The 5,702-nt window shown below is 64.5% G+C and carries 6 protein-coding genes and 1 tRNA gene; 2 read left to right on the top strand and 5 right to left on the bottom strand.

Features of this window, described 5'->3' with window-relative positions:
• The 3 genes from EOA38_RS26050 to EOA38_RS26040 form a co-directional block, all read right to left on the bottom strand.
• The coding region (locus EOA38_RS26050; protein ID WP_281060119.1) for a CoA-transferase at positions 1-952 on the bottom strand (952 nt) is incomplete at its 3' end.
• Positions 949-1,965, bottom strand: a complete 1,017-nt coding sequence (locus tag EOA38_RS26045; protein ID WP_126092120.1) for a Gfo/Idh/MocA family oxidoreductase — start codon at positions 1,963-1,965, stop codon at positions 949-951. The genes EOA38_RS26050 and EOA38_RS26045, both read right to left, overlap by 4 nt.
• Positions 1,962-3,014: a LacI family DNA-binding transcriptional regulator gene (locus tag EOA38_RS26040; RefSeq protein ID WP_126092121.1), complete on the bottom strand. Its 1,053-nt coding sequence runs from the start codon at positions 3,012-3,014 to the stop codon at positions 1,962-1,964. Before EOA38_RS26040 ends, EOA38_RS26045 begins: the two co-directional genes overlap by 4 nt.
• Before the next feature lie 241 nt (positions 3,015-3,255).
• Here EOA38_RS26040 and EOA38_RS26035 point away from each other — a divergent pair, with 241 nt between their 5' ends.
• On the top strand, positions 3,256-4,410 hold the full coding sequence (locus tag EOA38_RS26035; RefSeq protein WP_126092122.1) for a dihydrodipicolinate synthase family protein: 1,155 nt from the start codon (positions 3,256-3,258) through the stop codon (positions 4,408-4,410).
• Between the two features lie 184 nt (positions 4,411-4,594).
• On the opposite strand, the gene EOA38_RS26030 is transcribed toward EOA38_RS26035, so the two are convergent.
• Positions 4,595-4,669, bottom strand: a tRNA-Val gene (locus EOA38_RS26030).
• 106 nt (positions 4,670-4,775) lie between these two features.
• Positions 4,776-5,138 (bottom strand): response regulator, encoded by a 363-nt coding sequence (locus EOA38_RS26025; RefSeq protein ID WP_006199474.1) that lies wholly within the window; start codon positions 5,136-5,138, stop codon positions 4,776-4,778.
• Positions 5,139-5,303: 165 nt separating this feature from the next.
• Here EOA38_RS26025 and EOA38_RS26020 point away from each other — a divergent pair.
• Positions 5,304-5,702: N-formylglutamate amidohydrolase (locus EOA38_RS26020; RefSeq protein ID WP_189434895.1), on the top strand; the 399-nt coding region annotated here is incomplete at its 3' end.

The raw sequence follows: 5,702 nt of genomic DNA, 5'->3' as shown, positions 1-5,702 counted from the left end.
GGCCTTCCTCCAAGAGGATGCGCGGCACGTTGGCGGAGATGCCGAAGCCAATGTTGACGGCCATGCCGTCGCGCAACTCCATGGCGACGCGGCGCGCGATCACCTTCTGGACGTTCATCTCGGGCGTGCGAAAGGTCGACAGCGGCCGGAAGATCTCGCCCGAGATCGCCGGGTCGTAAGGCGTCTGCGTCGTCTGCAACTGATCGGGCGCGACGACGATATGGTCGACCAGCACGCCGGGCACACGGACGTCATGCGGCTTCAGCGTGCCGTTCTCGACGACGCGCTTGACCTGGGCGATGACGATGCCGCCATTGTTGCGGGCAGCTAACGCCTGCTCCAGCCCGCCGAGATAGGCGCCTTCATGCTCGTAGGTGAGGTTGCCGCGCTCGTCGGAGGAGGTGGCGCGGATGATCGAGATGTCGGGGACGATGGCGCGGAAATAGAGCCATTCCTCGCCGTCGAACTGCTCGACCGAAACGATCGGCTCGCTGGCCGCCGCATTCATGGCGCAGCCCTGATGGCGCGGATCGGCAAAAGTGTCGAGACCGACCTTGGTCAGCACGCCAGGCCGCTTGGCGGCCGCCTCGCGATGCATGTCGAACAGGATGCCGGAGGGCACGTTGTAGGCGGCGACGGAATTGTCGCCGATCATCTGCCAGATCCGCGGCGGCTCAGCCGAGGAGGGGCCGGACGGGTAGGAGCCGCAGAGCGTGCGCTTCAAAAGGCCCGGCTTGGCGAGATGGTCGATACCCTTGATGCCGTACATGTCGCCGGCGGCGATCGGGTGCAGCGTGGTGATCGCCTTCGGATGGCCTTCCGCGTCGAAGCGCTCGCCGATCGCGGCGAGCACGGCGTCCGGGCAGCCGAGGCCGCTCGACGACGACACGGAGACGACCGCGCCATCCTTGATCAGGCTGGCGGCATAGGCCGCCGAGACGAGCTTGCTCACGCGAGGCTCCCGAGTTGCGGATCGATCACGACGGCCCTGCCGGTCTTGGCGGATTGCAACGCCGCTTCGGCTGATGCCAGCGACCAGATGCCATCCTCGCCGGTGGCGGACGGCTGGCCTTCGCCGCGGATCGCGGCATGGAACTGGCGCAGCGAGCGGGTGTAGAGGTCCTCGCGGTCGAAATTCAGCTCTTCCTCACCGCTCGCGGTGCGCAGCAGCACGGAGCCCACCGGCTTCTGCGTCATGATATTGGTGGCGATCAGCGAGCCTTCCGATCCATGCACCTCGAAACCAGTGCCGGCGAATTTGGTCGTGAAGCCCTCATGCGATTGCGCGATGACGCCGGATTTGAAGCGCCAGATGCACATGGCGCCGTCCTCCAGTCCGCCGCCGGCCATGCCGGCCGACTGCGTGAATGCCGAGATCTCGACCGGGTCGTCGCCGAGCACGAAGCGCAGCGTGTCGGCATCGTGGACGGTGATGTCGAGCACCACGCCGCCACCGGCCTCGGGCTTGGTTATGCGCCAGCCCTGCAGGTTTTCCGGCAGGTAGACGGAATGGAAGACGCGCGCGGCGACTGGCTTGCCGATGCGGCCGGCGGCGATCGCCTCGCGCATCGCCCGGTGCCCGCCGGCATTGCGCAGATGATGATTGGTGCCGAACACGATGCCGGCCTTCCTGGCGGCCGCGACCAGCTTGCGCGCATCGGCGCTGGTCAGCGCCAGCGGCTTTTCGCAGAGCACGTGCTTGCCGGCCTTGATGGCCGCAAGCCCCTGTTCGAGATGCAGTTCGTTGGTGGTCGAGATGTAGACGGCGTCGATGTCCGTGCTGAGCAGCGCATCGAGCGTCGAAACGGCGGCCGGGATGCCGTTTTCCCTGGCATAGGCTTCGGCGCGCTCGGGGCTGGAGCTCATCACGGCGGCAACCTCGCCGTCGGCCTGCGCGCGGATGGCGTTGATCATGAACTGTCTGGCGATCGTGCTCGCACCGATCAGACCCCATCTCACGCTCATGCCGCGTCTCCCATTCCAGCGCCGCGCGCGTTGCGGCTCGGGCCGCAGCTTTCCCTGACGACGAGGCTGACTGCGCCGATATGGTCCTCGGCGCGCGTTGTGCGCGACTGGATCATTTTCAGCATAACATGGGCGGCGCGCTCGCCGAGGCCGGCGGTATCGACGGCGACGCTGGTCAGCGCCGGCATGTAGTGCTCGGCCTCGGCCACGTCGTCGAAACCGACCACGGCGAAGTCCGTGCCGGCCTCCAGCCCGCGCTTGCGCAGCGCCAGCATGACGCCGAAAGCGACGGCGTCGTTGAAGCAAAGAGCGGCCGACGGCGGCTCGGGCGCCGCAAGCGCGGTCTCCAGGCAGGCCATGCCGCCCTTGCGGCTGGTCTCGCCCTCGACGATCGTTCTGTTGGCGACGGGAATGCCCAGCGCTTCACAAGCCTCCAAGAAGCCGCCCAGCCTCTGCTGATAAACCACGAGGTCGGACGAACCGCCGAAGAAGGCCAGGCGGCGGTGGCCCTTGAGGATCAAATGCTCTGTGGCGATGAAGGCGCCGCGATGGTTGTCCGGCGCGATCACCGGAATGCGGCTCTCGGGCAGCCGGCGCATGGTGAAGACGATCGGCACGCCGGCGGTCTCGATGCGGCGGAAGGCGCCGGGAGTGGTGCCGCGCGCCGGCGAGACGATCAGGCCGGCGACACCCTGCTCCATCAGCGACTTCAGCACTTCTTCCTGACGCACGGGGTTTTCGGCGGTGTTGGCGATGAAAGGCACGATGCCGGCCGCCTGGAAGACGCGCTCCATGCCGACCGCCAGTTCGGCGAAGAAGGGATTGGTGAGGTCGTTGATCACCATGCCGATGACGTTGGAGTGAGCCTTGCGCAGATTGGCGGCGCCGCGGTTGTATACATAGCCGACATCCTCGATCGCCTTGCGCACCTTGACCGCGGTCTCAGGCCGGATCAGCCCGCTGCCTTGCAGCACGAGCGATACCGTCGATTTGGACACGCCGGCCTCGCGGGCGATGTCCAGGATCGTCGCCTTGGCCCGGCTGGCCATCTCCGCTCTTTCCTCCGCATTCGGCATTAATTTATTGGAACGTTCTAAACATCAGGTCAAACGAAGAGTCAATCGGGAATCGTCTGGAATTCCAAAAATTGATCGATGCTGGCGGAAATCGCTGCAAATGCGAGCTTTTTTCTGTTGCGACGCAGCACAGCCTCGGCGTCGAACAGGAGTCACAAAGGTTCTTGATTTATTGGAACGTTCCATTTATAGGCTGCCGCAAAGGGAGACTTCCATGGACATCATCCTGCCTGCGGAGAATGGCGATCGAGCCAGCTACCGGCTGGTCGGCCAACCGGCGGAGCCGATCCCCGGCGCGGAATTCCCGCGCATCGCCTATGCCGCGGCCCATGTCGTCGCCGACCCTTTCGCCATGACCGATCCCTGGTCGCGGCCGGCGGTCGACTGGGACAGGACGATGGCCTTCCGCCATCATCTGTGGCGGCTCGGCTTCCGCATCGCAGAGGCGATGGACACCTCACAGCGCGGCATGGGTTTCGACTGGCCGAGCGCCAGGGAGCTGATCCGCCGCTCGATCGCCGAGGCGCGCACGGTGAAGGGCGCCGATCTCGCTTCCGGCGCCGGCACCGACCACCTGGCGCCCGCGGCAGCAAGGACGCTGGACGACGTGATCCATGCCTATGAGGAGCAGTTCGCCTTCATCGAGGGCGAGGACGGCAAGGCGATCATGATGGCGAGCCGCGCGCTGGCGGCGGTGGCCAAGGGGCCGGACGACTATGCGCGCGTCTACGACCGCATCCTCTCACAGGCCTCCGGCAAGGTCATCCTGCATTGGCTGGGCGACATGTTCGATCCGGCATTGAAAGGGTATTGGGGAAGCAATGAATTCGACGCCGCGCTCGATACGGTCGTTGCCATCATCGATCGGCATGCCGGCAAGGTCGAAGGCATAAAGATATCGCTGCTCGATGCCGGCAAGGAGGTGTCGCTGCGCGACCGGCTGCCCGAGGGCGTGGTGATGTTCACGGGCGACGATTTCAACTACCCGGAATTGATCGCCGGCGACGGCAAGAGGCACTCGCATGCGCTGCTCGGCATCTTCGACGCCATCGCGCCGGTTGCCAACGCCGCGCTGGTGAAGCTCGGCGGGGGCGATCGGGCCGGCTATGACGCGCTGATGGCGCCGACCGTGCCGCTGGCGCGCAAGATCTTCGAGGCGCCGACAGAATATTACAAAGCGGGCATCGTTTTCATGGCCTGGCTGAACGGGCACCAGGACCATTTCGCCATGGTCGGCGGCATGCAGTCGGCGCGCGGCATATGCCACTACGCCGACGTCTTTCGCCTCGCCGATCGGGCCGGATTGCTGGCCGACCCCGGACTCGCCATCGCCAGAATGAAGGGCCTTTGCGCGGTCGCGGGTGTCTGAGCCAGACGCACCTGCCGGCTCCGCCGAACAGCCCTGCGGACAAAAGATTCTTTCCTCCTTGAACCCATCCGAGAACAAGTGCGACCAAGCGCTGCGTAAGCAACCAAGTTCACCGAGGAGAACGCAGCGGCAAAGCCCTACAGCCTAACTGCTCTGGTCCCTTAGAGACTTAGATTTGAAAGGATGGTGGGCGTGACAAGGATTGAACTTGTGACCCCTGCAATGTCAATGCAGTGCTCTCCCGCTGAGCTACACGCCCATCCGAAGCCGCGCATACACCATTTTTGGTCCGGCGCGTCAATAGCGGGAACAAGAAAAGAAAGCTTCGCTTTGCCGCACCGGCGGAAGCCCGCCGGAAAACCCTCTCAGGCTGCCTGCAGCATCTTTTCGACCTCGTTGACGAGGTCGCGCAGATGGAAAGGTTTCGATAGCACCTTGGCGTCCTTGGGCGCCTTGGAATCCGGATTGAGCGCGACCGCGGCAAAGCCGGTGATGAACATGACCTTGAGGTCCGGATCGATCTCGGTGGCGCGGCGGGCGAGCTCGATGCCGTCCATCTCGGGCATGACGATATCGGTTAGCAGCAGCGAGAAAGGCTCCTCGCGCAGCCGCTCATAGGCGCTGGCGCCATTGTCGAAATCGCTTACTTGGTAACCGGCTCTTTCCAGTGCCTTGACGAGGAACCGGCGCATATCGTCGTCGTCTTCCGCCAGTAGAATGCGTGCCATTTTGTCCCGTCCGAATCACCCGCCCCAAGCCTGCCGCCGCGCAAGCCCGTTAACCATCCTGTATATGAGGAGGAGACGGTAAACATCAAGTGAACGTTGGCCCTGTCCGCGCTGTTTCAGCCGGCCGTTTCGTGGGGCTGAAATGCTGGACATGCCGGGCGCAAGATGGCAGTTTTGAATCATGACGCAGTGCTTCATCCTGGTTCGTTCAAATTGAAGACGGCAGCCGAGGATTTTTCGGTCGTACCACCCTTCGAAATCCGATCGGGCGCCGAGCAACGCGTCCCTTTCCTGTTCAATTCGCCGCATAGCGGCCGCTACTATCCGGAGCGCTTCCTCGCCATGGCGCGGCTTGACCGCAACGCCATCCGGCGGTCGGAGGATTGCTATGTCGACGAGCTTTTCGGCGGCGCCGTCGCGCTCGGCGCGCCGATGCTGGCGGCGAATTTCCCGCGCGCCTATCTCGACGTCAACCGCGAGCCGTGGGAGCTCGATCCGCGCATGTTCGCGGAGCCGGTGCCGTCCTTCTGCAATATCCGCTCGGCTCGCGTGGCGGGCGGGCTG

It is taken from the genome of Mesorhizobium sp. M1E.F.Ca.ET.041.01.1.1 (assembly GCF_003997355.1).
Lineage (GTDB): Bacteria > Pseudomonadota > Alphaproteobacteria > Rhizobiales > Rhizobiaceae > Mesorhizobium.
Note: the sequence above shows the minus strand (reverse complement) of the source record. Positions and strands in the feature narration are given on the sequence as shown.

Coding starts and splice junctions, on each gene's coding strand:
- EOA38_RS26045 (WP_126092120.1), bottom strand. CDS start 1,965: ATGAGCGTGAGATGGGGTCTGATCGGTGCGAGCACGATCGCCAGACAG.
- EOA38_RS26040 (WP_126092121.1), bottom strand. CDS start 3,014: ATGGCCAGCCGGGCCAAGGCGACGATCCTGGACATCGCCCGCGAGGCC.
- EOA38_RS26035 (WP_126092122.1), top strand. CDS start 3,256: ATGGACATCATCCTGCCTGCGGAGAATGGCGATCGAGCCAGCTACCGG.
- EOA38_RS26025 (WP_006199474.1), bottom strand. CDS start 5,138: ATGGCACGCATTCTACTGGCGGAAGACGACGACGATATGCGCCGGTTC.